Source organism: Streptomyces sp. NPDC005566 (genome assembly GCF_040605575.1).
Taxonomy (GTDB): Bacteria; Actinomycetota; Actinomycetes; order Streptomycetales; family Streptomycetaceae; genus Streptomyces.
In genome coordinates this window covers 293,948-308,905 of sequence record NZ_JBEXDB010000001.1, presented here as the reverse complement: position 1 = coordinate 308,905, position 14,958 = coordinate 293,948, and the positions used below count along the sequence as shown (strand labels likewise).

Below are 14,958 nucleotides of genomic sequence, written 5' to 3'. Positions count from 1 at the left end.
CGTTTCTCAGCTGCGAGGGCGGGGGAGAGGCGTCGTGCCAGTCACGTGCCAGATGCGTCGCCGGGTTCTGCCGGCCTGACCTTCCTGATCTGATCGTCGACGTGCGCGGCGATGGCGTGGTCACGGCCGTTCACCAGGTGCTGGTAGATCAGCGCGGCACGCACCGAGGAGTGCCCCATCCGCTGCATCAGCTCACGCGTGGTCGCACCGCCGGTCGCGGCGAGGGTGTTCCCGGTATGGCGCAGATCGTGGAAGTGAACGTCTCCGAGGCCGGTCGTCTCCAGCGCCCGCAGCCACAGGCGACGGAAGTTGTTCCGGCGAAGCTGCCCGCCGCGTGCGCCGGTGAAGACCAGCCCCGTACGACCCGGCTCGGCGTAAGCAGAGAGGTGCGCGGCCAGGTTCTCCGTCAGCGAGGCCGGGAAAGCGACGGTGCGCACACCGGCCGCGCTCTTGGGCGTCTTGACCAATATGCCGTCCGTGCGAGTCTCGGCCAGGGCTCGACGTACGGCGACGGTTCGCCGTTCGAGGTCGACGTCATGGCGCTGGAGCGCGGCGAGCTCCCCGAAGCGAAGGCCGGTGAAGGCCGCGAGGAGGATGAACACCCGGAAGCGCGTCGGTACGGCTTTGGCGAGCTGGAAGACCTCGGTGACGTCCAGGAACGGCCGCTCGGCTGTCTGGGCCGTCCCGGCGCCCTTGATACGGCAGGGGTTGCGCTGGATCACCTCGTCGTCGACCGCGGTGTTCATGATGGCGCGAAGGATCTGATACGCCTTGGCAACGGTCGGTGCACCGACACCGGACTCCAGGAGGCCGGCGCGCCAGCGGCGGACCTGCGGTGTAGTGATCTCACTCAAGACCACGTTTGCGAAGGTCGGCAGGATGTGGAGGCGAAGGGCACTGCCGTTGCGTTCCCGGGTAGTTGCCGCATAGTCGTGCTCCTTGAACCAGGCCTCGGCGTACACCCCGAACAGGACCTCGTTGTCGGGGTTCTTCCATCGGCCGTCGAGGATCTCCGCTTCCTTGCGGACGAGCCACCGGTCAGCGTCGGTCTGCGTGGGGAAGGTTTCCGGCGCCGAACGCAGCAGACCATCCGGGCCGGGATACCGGGCCTGAAAGCGGCCGGACGGCAGCTTGCGGACTGAACCGAACCGACGCCGTTTGCCCTTCTGGTTCGCCATCAGGCCACCGCCCCGAAGCGCCGCCGACTCGTGACGATCGGCTGGACGGTATGGGCCGCAATGAAGTCAGCCAACGCGCTTTCAGGGATGCGGACATGCCGCCCCACCTTCACGAACACGATGCGGCGCTCCGCGATCAGCCGACGCGGGAAGCGTTCGGTTGTACCGAGATACTCGGCGGCTTCAGGAACGCTCATCAGACGGTCCTTCATGCTTCGGCTCCTTCCTGGGCGAGTTGGTCCATGAGCTCGGCGCGGTGCTCGCGTGCGGTGTCGCGGTTGTGTTGGATATCGCGGTGGATGTTGGCGGCGAGCCAGGATTCGCCGGGGGTGTGGCCGTGGCCGGCGTAGGTCCAGTGGGCGAGGGTGAGCGTGGTTGCTTCGGGGTGGTCGTCGGGGTCGGGCAGGCCGAGGGCGGTGCGTTGCTGCTGTGCGCGGTAGTCGGCCCGGACCTGGCGAAGAGCACCGAGGGTGGTGGAGTAGCGGCGCGATTTGGTGGAGAAGTGGCCGCGGAAGCCGAGCATGTGGGCCCAGTCACGGAGCTTGCGGTCAGGGTAGGCGTGGTGGAGGTCGAGGCAGGCTTTGATCAGGCGCCGGGGGTGGTCCGGGACGTCGAGGAGGATCAGGGCCTCCTTGTTGCCGATGCGGTGGTCCACGGTGCCGGTGGTCTCGGCTGCTTTGGTTGCGTACTTGGCGACGTAGGAGGCAACAGCCTGTTCGGTGAGGTCTTCGCCGTTCCCGAAGGCGCCGATGGGCTGGACGTCGAGTTGTGTGCCCCAGTGAAGTACCCAGTCGTTGGCGATTCCGGCGGCCGGGTTGGCGGGCACGGTGACTGCGACCCGGGCGGCAGCCCCGCGAATGGCGTCGTCGAGGAGATCGAGGGTGGCCCAGGCCGGGGGCGGGGAGTCGGGTCCTTCGGGCCCGTCGAAGCGGATAACGGCGTGGAAGTGGACGGCACCGCGTTTTTGGTACTCGGCGACCTTTCCGAAGGAGAGCCGGGACTGTTCACGGGCGGCTTTCTGGGTGAGGCCAGCTCGGCGGGCGATTTCGCGGCGGAGGTAGATCGTGAAGTAGCGCCAGAGGTCGGAAGCGTGGTTGTTCCACAGCACGGCGCCGGCGTAGTCGTACCTGTCCGGGTCGAGCGGGGTTCCGAGTTCGGGGGCGGTGTCGGGGTGGTGGGTGCCGCAGCGGCAGGGCCGGTTTCCGGGCCGGTTGTGAACGGGGCCGAATGAGGGGGCGGTGAGAGTGGCGAAGACCCGGGGGTGGTCGCGGATGGTATGCGGGGTGCCTTTGTCGGGGTCGCCGGTGAGGCCGGCGCGGATGAGGTGGTAGGTGTCGCCGGCGTAGGTCCAGGCGCAGGCGGGGCAGCGGGAGGCGCGGCGGTTGCCGCAGGCGATGCGTAACCGGCCGCCGGGTTCGGTGTCGGTCGTGTAGTGGTGCAGGAGGGTGCCGGTGGCCCGGTCCGTGGTTTTGGTGGCGCCGGTGAGGTGGATGGGTTGGGCGCATCCTCCGGTGCGGCGGATCTGTTCTTGCCAGCGGTCGAAGTCCGCGGAGCTGGCCACCCGGAGCAGATCGCCCAGAGTGGCCGGGTCCAGGCCCGCCGCGGTGACGGGGTCGGTCATACGAGCACCTCTTGCCGGCCGGTGAGGTACGCGGTTCCGATCCATTGGGTGTAGGCCGGGGGGATTGCTTCGGTGAGTTCCTCGCGGACATCGGTCCAGGTGATGCCCATGGCGGCCTGCATTTCGGGCACGGTGGCTTTGCCGCCGCCGGAGCCGTACGGGGCGACGTAGGGGCCGTCCCGGTAGACGCCGTGGCGGTGGCCGCGCACGTAGCCCCGGTGAGAGGGGTGAGCGGGTCGGGTGGCCATCCAGCCGCCGAGTTCGAAGTTGCGGTGGCGCAGGACGCCGAGGCCGAACATCTCTCCGCACAGGGTCAGGTCCTTGCGGATGGTGGTGCGGCCGTTGGGCTGCTCGATCACGTACGGCAGCCCGGTCAGCTCCAGCAGGGCCCTTGTGGGGGCGACCAGGTCCGTGTGTGTTCCTCCCCAACCCTGGGACCGGTTGGTGCCCACGGTGAGCGCGCACTGTGCTTGGCAGGGCGGGGAGGCGTGCACCAGGGCGTACCGCTCGATTTCACCGGTGGCGATGAGGCGGGCGAGGCGGTCCATGGCGTCGCCGTGGTGGTAGGGGAAGGGGTAGTTGGGGTGGTGGGCGATGTCGACGCCGTCCACGTCGAAGCCGGCGCGGTGGTAGCCCATGGCGGCGCCGCCGGCGCAGGAGAACAGGTCAAGGACGCGGGGCATGGTGGTCACCGTCCTGTCCGGTTGTGGGCGGTCCCGTGGTTGGCGGTGTAGCCCTCGACCAGGGCACGGACCTGGGCGTCGCCGGTGGCGGTGGCCGAGGCGCCGCAGTGGCAGACCGCGGATCCGGTGGCCGGGGCGTTGGGGGACGGTTTGCTTACGTGGAGGCCGGGGCGGTCCGGGGTGGGGGTCAGGTCGGACACCGCGCTCACGCACCGATCCGGGCGTAGGCGCGGACGCGGAGGACGTGGCCCGTCCCGCGGCAGGCCGGGCAGTCGGCGGTGGTGGTGTGGCGGTGGCCGTCCGGGGTGGTCTGGCCGGTGGTGATAGTGACGCTGGGGAAGCCGTCGCAGTGGGCGCAGATCGGCCGGGGGCGGGTGGTCTCGGGCATGATGGGATCTCCCTTTCGGGTCAGCTAGATCTGGAAGGTGGGAAGGCGCCCGGGGCGGCGGAAACTTGGCGGTTGAGGCCGCCCCGGGGGCTGTTAGCGGCGCCGGTTGCGGCGTGCGGGCTTGATGGGCGGGATCGCGTCGTAGGCGTCCTTGCCCTGCTTGAAGGCGTCCCGGTCGGAGTCCGAGAGGGACGTGTTGCCGAGCTGGCGGTTGATGCGGGATGCGGTCTTGCGGTCCCCGTGGCGCTTGGCGATGGCGTACTCGCGGCCGAGTTCGGTCATGGTCGGGTCCGGGGCCGGGGAGTTGTTGCTGCGGGTGAAGAACTTCATGACGAGTCCTTTCAGCGCTGGTTGTTGTGGTTCAGGAGCGAGCGCAGGACAACGGCGCAGATCGCGACGGACGCCGCGGTGATGGCGACCGCGAGGAGCATCGAGACCAGGACCGTCCCCACGACCAGGACCACGGCACTCCCGCCGGCCACAGCCACTACCAGGGCCCCGGGGGTGAACTGGACCGAGGGCCGTCCGGCCGAAACCGCGGCGGGCACCGGTGCGGGTGCCGGGATCGAGGCGGGGGTGTGGTGGCAGTCGCAGGCCGCGTGGTGGGTGATGCCGGTGAGGGGGCGGACGAGGGACGTGTCCGGGGTGGGGGCGGTGTCCGGGGTCGGGTACTTCGGGGTGAACATGGGTTGTCCTCTCAGGGGTTGCAGCGGTGGGTGCGGGCGGCGAGTTCAGCGGCGGCGCGGCCGTGGTAGTCGGCGGAGAAGTTGCAGCCGGGGGCGGTGCACGCGGCGGTGTGCTTGGTGCGGCCCCGGCCGTCGTAGTGCGTGCCGACCTGTACGGGGCCGATGCGGATCACCTCGGTGAAGCGGTTCGGGCGCGGCATGGCGGTTCCTCCTTGTCTGATCAGGCGAGTTGGGCGGTGATGGCGTCAGCGAGCGAGGCCGGGACCCCGAGGCGAGCGCGGAGAGTGGCCGCGTCGATCCGGTCACCGGTCGTCGCGCGGTGGGTGTCGGCGATCTTCCGGGCGTGATCGAGCAGGGCCGGCGGAACAGCCGAAGCTGGAGCAGCAACCGGAGCAGGGGTGGGCGCGGATGCCCGCGGGAGTTCGGGAGCCGATTGGGGGGCCCGCTCCACCGTGATGTCCGAGGCAGGTTCAGGGTCCGGGGCAGCCAGCGGTGCCGGAGCCTGGGCCGCGGGCTCCGGCGTGGTGGGTGTGTGAGCAAGGAGGGTGCCGCCGAGGAAGGCGAGTGCGGGCCAGCCTGCGACGAGGATGCGGAGCCAGGCCGGAACGTCGCCGAGGTCGAGGAGCCCGGCGGTGGCGACGTTCGCGCCAAGTGAGGCGACGAGCGCGATGACGAACCAGATCCAGGCGGCGCGGTTGTCGGCGTGGGTGCGCATGCGGCGCCATGCGGCGACGAGGAGCAGGTCCACGCTGATCGGGTAGGCCCATGCCTTCCAACCGTTCTGCCCAGCCGCTTCGGCAAGGTCATGCAGGTGCGAGAAGGACAGTGCACCCGCGATGACGGCTTGGATCAGCACGGCGTCGAGGCGGAGTTGGCGGGACATTGGGTCACCTCCTTTCGGGTCGGCCAGGGACCGGGCGGGTTGTGGTGGTCACCGCCCGGCTCCCGGGGTGAGGGGGGTCAGGCGTCGGGGTCGGTGCCGGAGCCGAGGCAGTTGAGGCACAGGCCGTCCTGCTGTCCGACCGGGCGGCGCTTACGACCGACTCGCACCGTGGTGGGGACGTTTCCGGTCCCGCCGCACGGCTGGCAGGCGGCCGGCTCAGTCGGGGCCCCGGGGGGCTTCCTGGGCTTGGTGGTCCGTGTGGCCATGACGTGGGTCCTTCCGGTTCCGGGCATGGGCGGGGTAGGGACCTGGCGCGAGACGGTCACGCCAACCGTGTGAAGTGCTCGTGCTACTCGGTGACCGGGCGCGGGGTGGCCAGCGGTGAAGCCGATCCAGGGGTGGTGCGGACGACCGGGCGGAACGGGGCCAGGGCCGGGACGTCGGGGGTCAGGTGCGCGTATTCGTGGCAGGTGGCCACGGCGTCGGCGGCGCTCATTTCGGGGGTGCGTATGCGGGACCAGCCGCCGGAGGAGTCGCCGGCCACGGCCACACCGGGGCGATCCGGCGGGATGGTGGTGGCGGCGAAGACTGCATCGGGGGCGATGTCGCCGAGGCCCATGTCGGCGGTCTGTTTGTCGTTGACGCGGTGGACGACACGGCCGGTGAGTTGGGCGCGGAGCATGGTGGCGCCCTTGCCGAGCTCGGAGCCGAAGCGCTGCCCGCAGATCTCCAGGTAGATGCCGACCGCACGGGCCATCTGAGCGAGGCGCACCAGGTGCATGACCATGCGGTCCCGGCGTTCCTCATCCTTTTTTGCGGCGACGAGGAAGAGTTCGGCCACCTCGTCGACCAGCACCACAAGAGGCACGGGCCGCACCTTCGCTGGCAAGTCCCAGAGCTCTGAGACGCCGTGGGCGCTCAAGGTGTCGAAGCGGTCTTCCATCTCCTGGACGAGGGCGGCGAGCAGGTCCGATGCCTCATCGGGGGTGACGGCGAGGGCGGACAATCGGGGGGCGAACCCGCGCTGTTCGACACCGCGCTTGCAGTCGATCCCGACCAGGCCGACCGGGAGCTTTGCGAGGCCGGTGATGAGGTTGCGCTGGTACATCGACTTGCCCGACTGATTCGCACCCAGGATCAGCCCGTGGGGAACCGCGGTGTAGTCGCGGACGAACGCGGAGCCGTCTTCCCGCAGTGCCACGGGTACCACCAGCGGGCCCGAGGTGACCTTGCGGGGCAGCCGGCGCGGCATCTTCACCCGACGCAGCACGTCGTAGCCGGTCATGCGGAGTTCGACGAAGCCGGGCTTGATCTCCACGACATGCACGGAGTGGACGCCCCAGGCGTGCCGCAGACGTTCGGAGGCGGCGGCGACGTCGGCGGGTTCGAGGCCGGCGGGGAGGCGGAGGGTGACCCGCATTCCGGTGGAGGAGCCGCGGACTCGGCGAACCTTCGGGGGGACCGGCTGGACGTCGGGGCGGCGGGCCACGTTGCGGACCATGAACGCCCTCAGGCGGGACGGCTGAACCGTCAGCCCGCACACATCCATCGTCGAGCGGTACGTGGCGGCGAAGCGGACCCGGGCGACCGGCAGGCCGGCCAGCGACCAGAACACGCGAGGAGCGCGAACCTTTGCGTAGCCGAGACCGCCGGCAGCCGATAAGGCCCCCGCCACCTCGATCACCGTGGTCAGGTCTGACATGGTCAGGCACCCGCCGTGATGGCCACCGCACGGAAGCTGATCCCGTGCCGGGTCTGGCCGTTGAACGTGTTCTCCCAGTCCCGGGCCTTGAGCCCGATCACCGTGACCGGCGTTCCCGGGGTCAGGTTCTCCGGGACACCCGTGCTCGGCACCGTCACCTGGTAGAGGTTGCCCTCCCCCTCATCCGAGATCAGCAGACCCACCGTCGCGAGCGGGGCACCGGTCTCCCGGTCCATCGCGATCTCACCGGTCTGCTTGCTCACGAGCTTCGGCGTCGGAGGCGTCGCGACGAACACGACAGCGGTCGAAACGTCGATCTTGAAGGACGGCATCTGATACTCCCTGGATTGACATAGATCAGCCCAACGAGGGCCTTCGGAAGTTCACTGTCCTAGGACTGCGAACTTCTAAGCAAGATAATGACCCGCAGTCCCAGGACTGTCAACAGTCCTGGGACTGTGTTTGACTTGGTTGTGACGAGAGGGGTTCAGGGATGGCGCCCAAGTGGCGAGAGCTGGCAGACAAGCTGGCCGAAAGGATCAGGGCTGGTGACTACGCTCCGGGCGCGCAGCTTCCGCACATCCGGGAGCTTGTGGAGGCGGGCGAGGGCTCCAAGTCCACCGTTCACGCCGCCTACAAGGCTCTCGAGGCAGAAGGTCTGGTCACTTCATCCCGTGGTCACGGCACGGTCGTGCGCCAGCAAGTTCCCCTCAAGCGACTCGGTATCGCTCGATACGACAAGGCCAAGTGGCGCGATAGCGACGAAGTGGCGTTCATTGCGGACCGTGTGGCAAGTGGACGCACCTACCGCCGGAACGAGCAAACGCAAACTGTCAGCCTTGTGGAGGCTCCCCCCGCCGTATCGGCAGCGCACGGCCTGCCCGCAGGAGCTGAGGTATACGCGCGGGCCCGTCTTGTGAAGGAAGGTGAGCAGCCCACCCACACCTTGACGAGCTACTACCGGCCCGAGCACGTCGAGGGAACCCGCATCGTTGACCCGACTCCCGGGCCTGCCGGCCGGGGCGGAGGGTTCCGCGTGCTCTACGACGCCGGTTACGAGATCGACCACATGAAAGAGCGGGTCTTCGCTCGGGCCGCCACACCGGACGAGTCAAAGCTTCTCCAACTGCCGCCGGGTGAACCGGTCGTTGAATTGCACCGGACGACGTACACGGCCGACGGCACGGTAGTGGAGTTCGCCATCGGAGTGCACGCGGCATCGCGCTTCGCCTGGGAATACGAGTTTCAGGTGCCTGATTCGGCGACGGACAAGGAAGACTCGTAGTGATCTCCGCACAGGACTGGGCCGACGCTCGGCGCATCTGGGACTACCACCAGATGGGCCACGCCCTCCAACCCTGCTCCGTTGCCATCGGGCTCGGCAGCCACGATCTGGGAGTGGCCGACACGTCGGCAGATCTGTATCACCGCGGATTGGTGCCGCTCCTGCTTTTCACCGGAGCCACGAGCCCTACGACCCGGGAGCGGATGCCCCGCGGGGAAGCAGTGCACTACCGAGAGCGGGCACTCGAGTTGGGTGTTCCCAGCGCGGCTGTCCTTGTGGAACCGAGGGCACGCAACACGGGTGAGAACATCCGCTTCTCGCGGGAATTGCTGGAGGAGGAGGGCGTCCGGGTGGCTTCTGTCCTGCTGATCAGCAAGCCGTACGAGGAGCGGCGGGCATACGCCACTGCCCGCAAACTGTGGCCTGAGGTGGAGATCGTCAGCGCTTCGACGCCGATGACTCTGGACGAGTACGTGGACTCCATCGATGACGCACGTCTGGTGATCGACATGCTTGTGGGCGCACTGCAGCGACTGATGACCTATCCGGACCAGGGATTCATGATCCGCCAGCCCGTACCTGCCGACGTAGCCGAGGCGTACCAGCGACTCCGCCAAGCCGGTTTCACCAGTCGACTCCTGGCGACCGATTCGCCCTCTGCTTGACCCACGCCGAGAGCTGTTACAGGTTTCTCTACCTCATCAAGGCACCCGGCTGCGCTCCGCTCCGCCGGGCGCGCTTCCCGGCTCTGGCTGCGCCCGCGCTCCTGCCTTCGGCCCGCTTGGCGCTGCCGCCGCCGACGCGCGCCCACGACTGGATAGGCCCGGAGGGCATGAGACGAGAACCAAGCCCGCGGCTTCAAGACATGCCTCCGGCGGGGGCGCTCAGACTCCGGGATGGGAGGGGCGCCGTTCGCGAGCGCCGGCGGATTCGTGGTGAGCGTCGTGGGGGCTCCCATCCCGACCACCTTCGACCCAGGCAGAGCCGAGCAGTCGCGGCCCAGGGCGTCAAGGTCGTTCGTACAGTGGCGCGCTCCACCTTGACGCCCTGAACCACGCCCGCTCCACGGCGTGTGGGTCGAAGGCGGACGGGATGGGAGCTGGGGTGAGTGGTGGGTTGATGAAGTTGTGTGCGCTGTAAAATCGAGCTCTGCCCATTACGCTGATCAGGTCACGTGCCAGCCACCCTGGAGAGCGACCTATATGACAGAGCCGCTTCGCTTCGGGGAGTCACGACTCCTCCCTTCGCGGGTTTACGCCGAAGGGTGGCCTGACTTCACCCGGGAGCGCTGGACGCGCACTCTTGCTGCCTATCGTGACCGGGTTCGTGATCTGTACGAGGACCTTGCAGAGCAACACTCGGACTGTTTCTCGTTGCTCAGGCCCCTAGAGGTCTACGTGGTTGTCTCGTTGGCCAAGGAATGGGTGTTCACCAGACCGGCAGACGCAGACAGCATCGTCATGGACCAACGGTGGGAGGATGCATGTCTGGCTCAAAGGAGCATGCTCAGTCGTGCGGACCATGAGCGCGTAGTTCGCGAGGCTGTCGGCTTGGGGGTTGACTACGAGCTGTACAGGGCCGACGACTACAATATGAGGTTCGACCTCGATAGGACACCTCACGTCGCAAGCTCGAATCCTGAGTACTCCGGTAGAGAAGAAGCAGATTCAGATGCCCGTGTGGCGATAGGGCAGCCGCAGTGGGAGAGGGCGATCAATGCCCTTATGGGGCGTGAGATCAACGAGGCGGCACTGGCCGGTCTGAGAAGCCAGCTAGAAACCATCGCTGAGCTACAAGGAACCCGTAGGGGAAACCGGTTCGAGACCTGGTTCGGTGAACTCCTGAAAGCGCATGGGTGCGACGTGGAGCCAGGAGTCAACGGCGAGGGGGAACAAGTCGACTTCTTCGTCCACAAACCATTCCGGGCTGTCGTCGAGTGTCGGTGGAAGCAGAGGCGCCTGCAACCGCGTGAGCTGGCTGATCTGACCGCCAAGCTCGGCAGGCGTCCCGCGGTCGTCGCGGGCATCTATGTTGCGTGGTCAGGGTTCACTGAAAATTGCCGCCGCATCGCGGCCCAAGAACCAAACGGTAGGACCGTCCTGCTCTGGGACGCCGGCGACTTGCAACGCCTATTGAGCGGTGAGATCCACGCTCATGATCTCTTTGAGGAACACGTCTCGGATCGAGTGCGCCGCTACCCGATGGAGAGATGAACTCGTCAAGCCTCCATAAGCGCCTGTCATCAGTGGCTGACATCAACGTGCGCGAACAGGTGCAATCGAGGCTGGACGTCAGCGGTCAATGAGGCCAAGCGAGAGGCGCCATTGCCTTGACGGAGAGTTCCTCGCGAGGCCAGCAGCGACGGAAGAATGGGGCACATGGATCAGGGACTTGCGGCTGTCTTGGGGGCCAGTGTTGGTGTCGTCGGGACACTTGGTGCAGCCGCGTTGACATACATAGCAACTCGGAAGCAGGCTGCTGACCAGGGGGTAGTCGACTTCAAAAAGTCACTCAGGTCCGAGAGGCGTGAAGCCTACTTGGCTTTCATGCAGGCAGTGGAAGATCTGCATCCAGTTCTGGTCTCACTCGGCTGGCATGGCGAGGTCGGCCCTGAAGATGGCTCACTGAGTCGAACCGAACAGATCTCAACTTTGAGATCCTTGGTACGCGACCTTTACAGGTTGCAAGCTCAGGTCGATTTGGTTGGGCCGTCCGAAGTCGAACGTTCTGCGGTTGAAGTTTGGGCGCGCATTGCCGATCTACGCCGTGCCCTTGAGCGTGAGCAGGATGCAAGCCATGGCGCTTCTCGCCCGGCAGGTGTGGATGTGATCCTCGACGCACTTGAAGATGCCCGAAATGACTTTTCCATCGCCGCACGGCGTGTCCTAGAGATGCCGTTTTGAATGAGGGGTAGTCATTGTGGGCGAGCGACTACGGGTTGGCGAAGTCTTCCGCTACGCGAGTGGCAAGGACCCGAAGCCGACCTTCATCGAGGGATTCCGCAACTTCCACCACGCGACCTATACGCCGGGAGCGAAGCGCGCACTGCTGGAATCGGGCATCAACGGTATGGCCCGGTTGGTGAAGGGTGCCGGTTCGGGACGCCGCCCATTGGTCCTCATCCGGTCGAGCCCATGGAAGGCCGGCAGCGAGCAGACCCCTTGGCACGATGTCTTCGACATGGACAACGGTCACGTTCGCTACTTCGGCGACCATAAGGCGGACCTTGCGGTAGCGCCCGGGGCCACGACCGGCAACGCGGTCCTACTGGAAGCCTTCACGGCCCACCAGGCACATACCCCTGAGGGGCGGGTTCGCGCCGCCCCTCTGATGCTTTTCCGTTCGGTGTCTCGTAATGGGAAGCCGAAGGGGCATGTCGAGTTCTGTGGCCTTGGTGTGATGGAACGCGCTGAACGGCTCGTGCAGTGGAGCGGTCATGAGAGGAGCACATTCGTCAACTACGTCTACGACGTCGCCCTTTTGGATCTCACTCCGGAGAACGACGAGGTGCCTTGAGACTGGGTCAGTCGACGTCGGGACGCGGACGCTAAGGATTGCGAGACACTGGAGCTGGCGCCGCGGTCGTGGCGCGAGTGGGTCAAGCACGGGAACTCGGCCTTGCCGCGGCTACGCCGGCGAGTGGCGCGCGCCCGCGTCACTAAGGTCAAGGACCAGCGTCCTTCACTGGGTAGCGCAGACGCCGTCGATCTGGAGAAGGTCTACAAGCGGTTTGATGGGCGCAAGCATGACTTCGAGGCATTGGCATCTGCTGTTGCTGCCCGAGTGCTCAGGGGATCGGGTCACAGCTATCTCGAAGGGTGGTTGACCCGCCGGTCAGGCGACGGCGGCGCGGACTTCGTAGGGCGTCTCGATCTTGGCAGTGGGCTCGCCGGGACTGGACTTGTAGTTCTGGGCCAGGCCAAGTGCATCAAGCCCGACAGCTTGGTGTCTGCTGAACAGATCGCACGGGTGGTCGCTCGTCTGCGTCGCGGATGGATAGGCGTATACGTCACTACCGGATCGTTCTCAGAGCCGGCACAACTGGAGATGGTCGAAGATCAGTATCCAGTGATCTTGGTCAACGGTCTCGACCTGGTGCGCGAGCTCCGTCAAATGGCCCGTGATGATCACGGTGGTGACTTGCAAGCCTGCGTTGAGCATGTCCTCAGCAGCCATGAGACAGTCGTGACCAACCGTCGGCCGGAAGAAATCCTCCTGGAGTAGAGGGGCGGCCCTGCGTCGCACGTCGCTGCGACGCCAGGCGTCGGTGCCCCATTAGGGGCGGTTCACTCTTGGGCGTTACTCGTGAAGCACTGCGTACATGGCTTGGAAAAGTTCTTCCCTGGCCTCGATCAGATCTGCCTGTTGAAATTTCCAGTCATCGACATGGTCGGAATATTGGCCATCATGGAGCAATGACGACCAAGTGTGCATCATCTGATATATAGTCCCCGCCTCTTGGAGATAGCCCTTGATCTGTGGGTCCAGCGATTTGGGCCCCTCAAGTCGCAGCGTGTGAGTCTTCGCCCTGACTCTGCTCAAGGAATCAGATAGCTCCTCTGCGTGGGACGATTCATCGAAGTCGGCAACTACTGAACCGCTTTCGTCAAATTGACCTGCAAGGAACCAGCTGAGTTTGTCGATGGTGTCCTCGTACTGGTCGCAGGAGCTCAGCATCTCTGCGTAAGAGTCTCGCCGTAGCTGCCATTTAGTCTGGTCTCGCGTTGCTTCTGCGGACCTACTAACCTGTTCAAGAAGGGCAAGGCTTTGTTGTGACGCGCTGTCCTGAGCCTTGGCGGCTTGTCTTAGTACGCCATAAAGGGCAAACAGGCCTACCAGTAGCGCCCCACCTGATGAAATGGCCCCGTTGAGCAGGGTGTACTTCCACTCGTCCATGTTGCAATCTTCAGCCTCGGCGCGGCAGTTGTCAGGAGGTCGGAGCCGTCCGCCTACCTGAGGCCGTGGTGGAGCCGCCTGGGAGACTGACATCCATAGCTGCCATCAACGACAGTGGACAGCAACGGCACCGAACGACCGTCAACAGCGTCATCGCCCGAGGGGCGAAGGGGTGGAGCGGCCGTCCGGCCGAACTTACAGGTCAGGTGTCTCCTGCGAGAGCGCCGCTCGCTCAGATGTCCGGTCTGGCGACCGACTGTCAGAGCCCGGTGGGAGGGTTGAGCCATGCAGGACGCCCTTTTTGACTTGCCGGACGAGACTCCGGAACACGCCGTGATCGCTCGCTTCCAGCTGGGCGGCGACGACTTCGGCGAACCTGACCAGAGGTCATTGGTCTTTGCAGCCGAACGGTCCATCGGTGCCGCGGTCGCAGCCGCTGGTGTTGGTGAGGTCGACGGCAATGAGTTCGGCGGGGGAGAGGTTGTGATCTACGCCTATGGTCCTGATGCCGAAGCCTTGTTCCGGGTTATGGAGTCTGGGTTGCGCATGCTTCCGTTTCGGCCGGCCCATGTCGTGCTGCGCTATGGGGAGCCCGGTGACGACGTCGTGAGCGACCGTGTTGAGCTCTAGGCATGCGTGCCAGATACGTGCCAGATCGAGCGGTCAGCCACGGTCATCTGGGGAAGGCCACGGCGTCAGCAGCTGGTGACAGCCGTCGCAGCACACAGACAGGCTGAGCTGCGGTGATGACTCATATGCCGCTGCCAGGCTTACAAAGCAGATGTCGGCGGTTCGAAACCGTCCGCGCCCACCAGTGCACAGGCCCCCAACCAATCATGGTTGGGGGCCTGTGACGGGCCATAGCGCGGCAAAGCTTTCTCTACTCCATCAAGGCGCCTCGCTCCGCTCGTCGCGCGCTTCCCGGCTCACCGCCGGGGCCCCCTGCGCTCCTGCCTCCGCCCCGCTCTGGGTCCCGGCTACGCCGGTCGCGCAACTAGAGATCTTTAAGGGTGTGGGTTACGCGTGGGGTCGTGACGGCTGTCGTGGGCCGCGCTATGCCGTAGGGATGAGGTATCCCGATGGCGGAGGGCTGACGGCTGAGGAGCGGGTTCGGCGTGAGCGAGTCCGGTTGGCGGCCGCTGATCTAATCGAGGCAGGTGCCAGTGACCGGGAGGTGGCCCGGCGGTTCAGGGTGACGCGTATGTCGGCGAACCGCTGGCGGCGGGGTTTGGCTTCGGGTGGGCGGCAGGCACTGGTCTCCAGGGGCCCGGCGGTGCGCGTTGCAAGCTCGGTGCGGGTCAACTACGTGTGCTGAAGGTGGTGTTGGATGCCGGCCCGGCCGATGCGGGCTGGAGCGACCAGTGCTGGACTCTCGCGAGGATCGCCGAGGTCGTGCGACGCCGGTTCGGCGTGGACTACACCCCGGCCGGGCTGGATCTGCTGCTGCACCGCATCGGCTGGACCGTACAGATCCCGCCTCGCAAGGTCGCCGAGCGCGACGAGGAGAAGATCGCCGCCTGGAAGGACGAGCAGTGGCCCGTCATAAAAGGACGGCGGCGGACCTGGGCGCCTGGCTCTGCTTCGAGGACGAAGCCGGCCAGGGGCTGAGGCCGCCCAAAGGCCGCACCTGGGGCCG

Annotated in this window: 23 protein-coding genes; 9 read left to right on the top strand and 14 right to left on the bottom strand. The window is 66.3% G+C overall.

The window, feature by feature from the left end:
• Window positions 1-41: 41 nt before the first annotated feature.
• From ABZS61_RS01510 to ABZS61_RS01450, 13 genes are all read right to left on the bottom strand, one after another.
• Window positions 42-1,178: a site-specific integrase gene (locus tag ABZS61_RS01510; protein ID WP_356414413.1), complete on the bottom strand. Its 1,137-nt coding sequence runs from the start codon at window positions 1,176-1,178 to the stop codon at window positions 42-44.
• Entirely contained in the window at window positions 1,178-1,390 is a 213-nt protein-coding gene (locus tag ABZS61_RS01505; RefSeq protein WP_356414410.1) for an excisionase family DNA-binding protein, read from the bottom strand. The genes ABZS61_RS01510 and ABZS61_RS01505 overlap by 1 nt, the downstream gene beginning before the upstream one ends.
• Window positions 1,387-2,799 carry a replication initiator protein RepSA gene (gene repSA, locus ABZS61_RS01500; RefSeq protein ID WP_356414407.1) on the bottom strand — a complete coding sequence of 471 codons (1,413 nt, stop codon included), beginning with the start codon at window positions 2,797-2,799 and terminating at the stop codon, window positions 1,387-1,389. The genes ABZS61_RS01505 and repSA overlap by 4 nt, the downstream gene beginning before the upstream one ends.
• On the bottom strand, window positions 2,796-3,482 hold the full coding sequence (locus tag ABZS61_RS01495) for a DNA methylase (RefSeq protein WP_356414404.1): 687 nt from the start codon (window positions 3,480-3,482) through the stop codon (window positions 2,796-2,798). Before ABZS61_RS01495 ends, repSA begins: the two co-directional genes overlap by 4 nt.
• Window positions 3,483-3,487: 5 nt before the next feature.
• Complete coding sequence (locus ABZS61_RS01490; RefSeq protein WP_356415124.1) at window positions 3,488-3,682, bottom strand: hypothetical protein; 195 nt, start codon at window positions 3,680-3,682, stop codon at window positions 3,488-3,490.
• Window positions 3,683-3,687: 5 nt separating this feature from the next.
• Complete coding sequence (locus ABZS61_RS01485; RefSeq protein WP_356414401.1) at window positions 3,688-3,870, bottom strand: hypothetical protein; 183 nt, start codon at window positions 3,868-3,870, stop codon at window positions 3,688-3,690.
• Between the two features lie 93 nt (window positions 3,871-3,963).
• Window positions 3,964-4,200, bottom strand: a complete 237-nt coding sequence (locus ABZS61_RS01480; protein ID WP_356414398.1) for a hypothetical protein — start codon at window positions 4,198-4,200, stop codon at window positions 3,964-3,966.
• An 11-nt stretch (window positions 4,201-4,211) separates the two neighbouring features.
• The gene (locus ABZS61_RS01475; protein ID WP_356414395.1) at window positions 4,212-4,556 is read right to left on the bottom strand and encodes a SpdD protein; all 345 of its coding nucleotides are present in this window, start codon (window positions 4,554-4,556) and stop codon (window positions 4,212-4,214) included.
• A gap of 11 nt (window positions 4,557-4,567) precedes the next feature.
• The gene (locus ABZS61_RS01470; protein WP_356414393.1) at window positions 4,568-4,756 is read right to left on the bottom strand and encodes a mobile element transfer protein; all 189 of its coding nucleotides are present in this window, start codon (window positions 4,754-4,756) and stop codon (window positions 4,568-4,570) included.
• Window positions 4,757-4,776: 20 nt separating this feature from the next.
• Complete coding sequence (locus ABZS61_RS01465; protein ID WP_356414390.1) at window positions 4,777-5,439, bottom strand: DUF2637 domain-containing protein; 663 nt, start codon at window positions 5,437-5,439, stop codon at window positions 4,777-4,779.
• A 77-nt stretch (window positions 5,440-5,516) separates the two neighbouring features.
• On the bottom strand, window positions 5,517-5,705 hold the full coding sequence (locus ABZS61_RS01460) for a hypothetical protein (protein ID WP_356414387.1): 189 nt from the start codon (window positions 5,703-5,705) through the stop codon (window positions 5,517-5,519).
• Between the two features lie 83 nt (window positions 5,706-5,788).
• Window positions 5,789-7,141, bottom strand: a complete 1,353-nt coding sequence (locus tag ABZS61_RS01455; protein WP_356414384.1) for an FtsK/SpoIIIE domain-containing protein — start codon at window positions 7,139-7,141, stop codon at window positions 5,789-5,791.
• Window positions 7,142-7,143: 2 nt separating this feature from the next.
• Window positions 7,144-7,473 carry a hypothetical protein gene (locus ABZS61_RS01450; RefSeq protein WP_033249554.1) on the bottom strand — a complete coding sequence of 110 codons (330 nt, stop codon included), beginning with the start codon at window positions 7,471-7,473 and terminating at the stop codon, window positions 7,144-7,146.
• Window positions 7,474-7,634: 161 nt separating this feature from the next.
• Here ABZS61_RS01450 and ABZS61_RS01445 point away from each other — a divergent pair, with 161 nt between their 5' ends.
• From ABZS61_RS01445 to ABZS61_RS01420, 6 genes are all read left to right on the top strand, one after another.
• Complete coding sequence (locus tag ABZS61_RS01445; RefSeq protein ID WP_356414379.1) at window positions 7,635-8,426, top strand: GntR family transcriptional regulator; 792 nt, start codon at window positions 7,635-7,637, stop codon at window positions 8,424-8,426.
• Window positions 8,426-9,091, top strand: coding sequence for a YdcF family protein (locus ABZS61_RS01440; protein WP_356414376.1), 666 nt, complete (start codon window positions 8,426-8,428; stop codon window positions 9,089-9,091). Before ABZS61_RS01445 ends, ABZS61_RS01440 begins: the two co-directional genes overlap by 1 nt.
• Window positions 9,092-9,628: 537 nt before the next feature.
• Window positions 9,629-10,639, top strand: a complete 1,011-nt coding sequence (locus ABZS61_RS01435; protein ID WP_356414373.1) for a restriction endonuclease — start codon at window positions 9,629-9,631, stop codon at window positions 10,637-10,639.
• 165 nt (window positions 10,640-10,804) lie between these two features.
• Window positions 10,805-11,329, top strand: coding sequence for a hypothetical protein (locus ABZS61_RS01430; protein ID WP_356414370.1), 525 nt, complete (start codon window positions 10,805-10,807; stop codon window positions 11,327-11,329).
• 16 nt (window positions 11,330-11,345) lie between these two features.
• Window positions 11,346-11,942: a hypothetical protein gene (locus ABZS61_RS01425; RefSeq protein ID WP_356414367.1), complete on the top strand. Its 597-nt coding sequence runs from the start codon at window positions 11,346-11,348 to the stop codon at window positions 11,940-11,942.
• Between the two features lie 123 nt (window positions 11,943-12,065).
• On the top strand, window positions 12,066-12,650 hold the full coding sequence (locus tag ABZS61_RS01420) for a restriction endonuclease (RefSeq protein WP_356414364.1): 585 nt from the start codon (window positions 12,066-12,068) through the stop codon (window positions 12,648-12,650).
• Window positions 12,651-12,725: 75 nt separating this feature from the next.
• Here ABZS61_RS01420 and ABZS61_RS01415 read toward each other — a convergent pair whose 3' ends face one another.
• Window positions 12,726-13,322: a hypothetical protein gene (locus ABZS61_RS01415; protein WP_356414361.1), complete on the bottom strand. Its 597-nt coding sequence runs from the start codon at window positions 13,320-13,322 to the stop codon at window positions 12,726-12,728.
• Window positions 13,323-13,607: 285 nt separating this feature from the next.
• Between ABZS61_RS01415 and ABZS61_RS01410 the strand changes: the two genes are divergently transcribed.
• The 3 genes from ABZS61_RS01410 to ABZS61_RS01400 all read left to right on the top strand — a co-directional run bounded on the left by ABZS61_RS01410 (window position 13,608) and on the right by ABZS61_RS01400 (window position 14,930).
• Entirely contained in the window at window positions 13,608-13,952 is a 345-nt protein-coding gene (locus ABZS61_RS01410; RefSeq protein ID WP_356414358.1) for a hypothetical protein, read from the top strand.
• A 151-nt stretch (window positions 13,953-14,103) separates the two neighbouring features.
• Window positions 14,104-14,637, top strand: coding sequence for a helix-turn-helix domain-containing protein (locus ABZS61_RS01405; protein WP_356414355.1), 534 nt, complete (start codon window positions 14,104-14,106; stop codon window positions 14,635-14,637).
• Window positions 14,638-14,645: 8 nt separating this feature from the next.
• The gene (locus ABZS61_RS01400; protein WP_356414353.1) at window positions 14,646-14,930 is read left to right on the top strand and encodes a winged helix-turn-helix domain-containing protein; all 285 of its coding nucleotides are present in this window, start codon (window positions 14,646-14,648) and stop codon (window positions 14,928-14,930) included.
• Window positions 14,931-14,958: the final 28 nt, after the last annotated feature.

What these genes read in the sequence shown, in the direction of transcription:
- ABZS61_RS01510 (WP_356414413.1), bottom strand. Translation starts at nt 1,178, where the DNA reads ATGGCGAACCAGAAGGGCAAACGGCGTCGGTTCGGTTCAGTCCGCAAG.
- ABZS61_RS01505 (WP_356414410.1), bottom strand. Translation starts at nt 1,390, where the DNA reads ATGAAGGACCGTCTGATGAGCGTTCCTGAAGCCGCCGAGTATCTCGGT.
- repSA (WP_356414407.1), bottom strand. Translation starts at nt 2,799, where the DNA reads ATGACCGACCCCGTCACCGCGGCGGGCCTGGACCCGGCCACTCTGGGC.
- ABZS61_RS01495 (WP_356414404.1), bottom strand. Translation starts at nt 3,482, where the DNA reads ATGCCCCGCGTCCTTGACCTGTTCTCCTGCGCCGGCGGCGCCGCCATG.
- ABZS61_RS01485 (WP_356414401.1), bottom strand. Translation starts at nt 3,870, where the DNA reads ATGCCCGAGACCACCCGCCCCCGGCCGATCTGCGCCCACTGCGACGGC.
- ABZS61_RS01480 (WP_356414398.1), bottom strand. Translation starts at nt 4,200, where the DNA reads ATGAAGTTCTTCACCCGCAGCAACAACTCCCCGGCCCCGGACCCGACC.
- ABZS61_RS01475 (WP_356414395.1), bottom strand. Translation starts at nt 4,556, where the DNA reads ATGTTCACCCCGAAGTACCCGACCCCGGACACCGCCCCCACCCCGGAC.
- ABZS61_RS01470 (WP_356414393.1), bottom strand. Translation starts at nt 4,756, where the DNA reads ATGCCGCGCCCGAACCGCTTCACCGAGGTGATCCGCATCGGCCCCGTA.
- ABZS61_RS01465 (WP_356414390.1), bottom strand. Translation starts at nt 5,439, where the DNA reads ATGTCCCGCCAACTCCGCCTCGACGCCGTGCTGATCCAAGCCGTCATC.
- ABZS61_RS01460 (WP_356414387.1), bottom strand. Translation starts at nt 5,705, where the DNA reads ATGGCCACACGGACCACCAAGCCCAGGAAGCCCCCCGGGGCCCCGACT.
- ABZS61_RS01455 (WP_356414384.1), bottom strand. Translation starts at nt 7,141, where the DNA reads ATGTCAGACCTGACCACGGTGATCGAGGTGGCGGGGGCCTTATCGGCT.
- ABZS61_RS01450 (WP_033249554.1), bottom strand. Translation starts at nt 7,473, where the DNA reads ATGCCGTCCTTCAAGATCGACGTTTCGACCGCTGTCGTGTTCGTCGCG.
- ABZS61_RS01445 (WP_356414379.1), top strand. Translation starts at nt 7,635, where the DNA reads ATGGCGCCCAAGTGGCGAGAGCTGGCAGACAAGCTGGCCGAAAGGATC.
- ABZS61_RS01435 (WP_356414373.1), top strand. Translation starts at nt 9,629, where the DNA reads ATGACAGAGCCGCTTCGCTTCGGGGAGTCACGACTCCTCCCTTCGCGG.
- ABZS61_RS01430 (WP_356414370.1), top strand. Translation starts at nt 10,805, where the DNA reads ATGGATCAGGGACTTGCGGCTGTCTTGGGGGCCAGTGTTGGTGTCGTC.
- ABZS61_RS01415 (WP_356414361.1), bottom strand. Translation starts at nt 13,322, where the DNA reads ATGGACGAGTGGAAGTACACCCTGCTCAACGGGGCCATTTCATCAGGT.
- ABZS61_RS01410 (WP_356414358.1), top strand. Translation starts at nt 13,608, where the DNA reads ATGCAGGACGCCCTTTTTGACTTGCCGGACGAGACTCCGGAACACGCC.
- ABZS61_RS01405 (WP_356414355.1), top strand. Translation starts at nt 14,104, where the DNA reads ATGTCGGCGGTTCGAAACCGTCCGCGCCCACCAGTGCACAGGCCCCCA.